Annotated in this window: 1 protein-coding gene; it reads right to left on the reverse strand. The window is 66.3% G+C overall.

The features are described from left to right. Positions 1 to 99 precede the first annotated feature (99 nt). The coding region (locus FQ755_RS14340; protein WP_313957453.1) for a nucleoside transporter C-terminal domain-containing protein at positions 100 to 460 on the reverse strand (361 nt) is incomplete at its 5' end.

Here is a 460-nt window from a genome sequence, read left to right on the forward strand (position 1 = left end):
AGGTCAGATCGATCAGGTGCAGCGCCGTCAACGCGGCTTGCGCCAGTTGCTTGCGCGCCCGATGGTCGACTGCGGGAACCATCATGCGAATCTCGCTCGTCAATGCAGGGAAAAGAACAGGCCGGCGATCGCCGCGCTCATCAGGTTCGACAGCGTGGCGGCGGTCAGCGCGCGCAGCCCGTGCCGGGCCACCTCGGAGCGCCGCTCCGGCGCCACTGCGCTGAAGCCGCCGGCGAGGATCGCGATCGACGAGAAGTTGGCGAAGCCGCACAACGCGAAGGTTACGATCGCGATGGTCTTCGGGTCGAGCACCTGCAGCCCGGCGGCCATCACCTTGGTGCTGTCCTTCAGGTAGGGCGAGAGATCGCCATAGGCGACGAACTCGTTGAAGATCAGCTTCTCGCCGATGAAGTTGCCGGCCAGCGCCGCATCGTGCCAGGGCACGCCGATCAGCCAGGCC

This window comes from Paraburkholderia sp. BCC1885, from assembly GCF_900996235.1.
Lineage (GTDB): Bacteria > Pseudomonadota > Gammaproteobacteria > Burkholderiales > Burkholderiaceae > Paraburkholderia.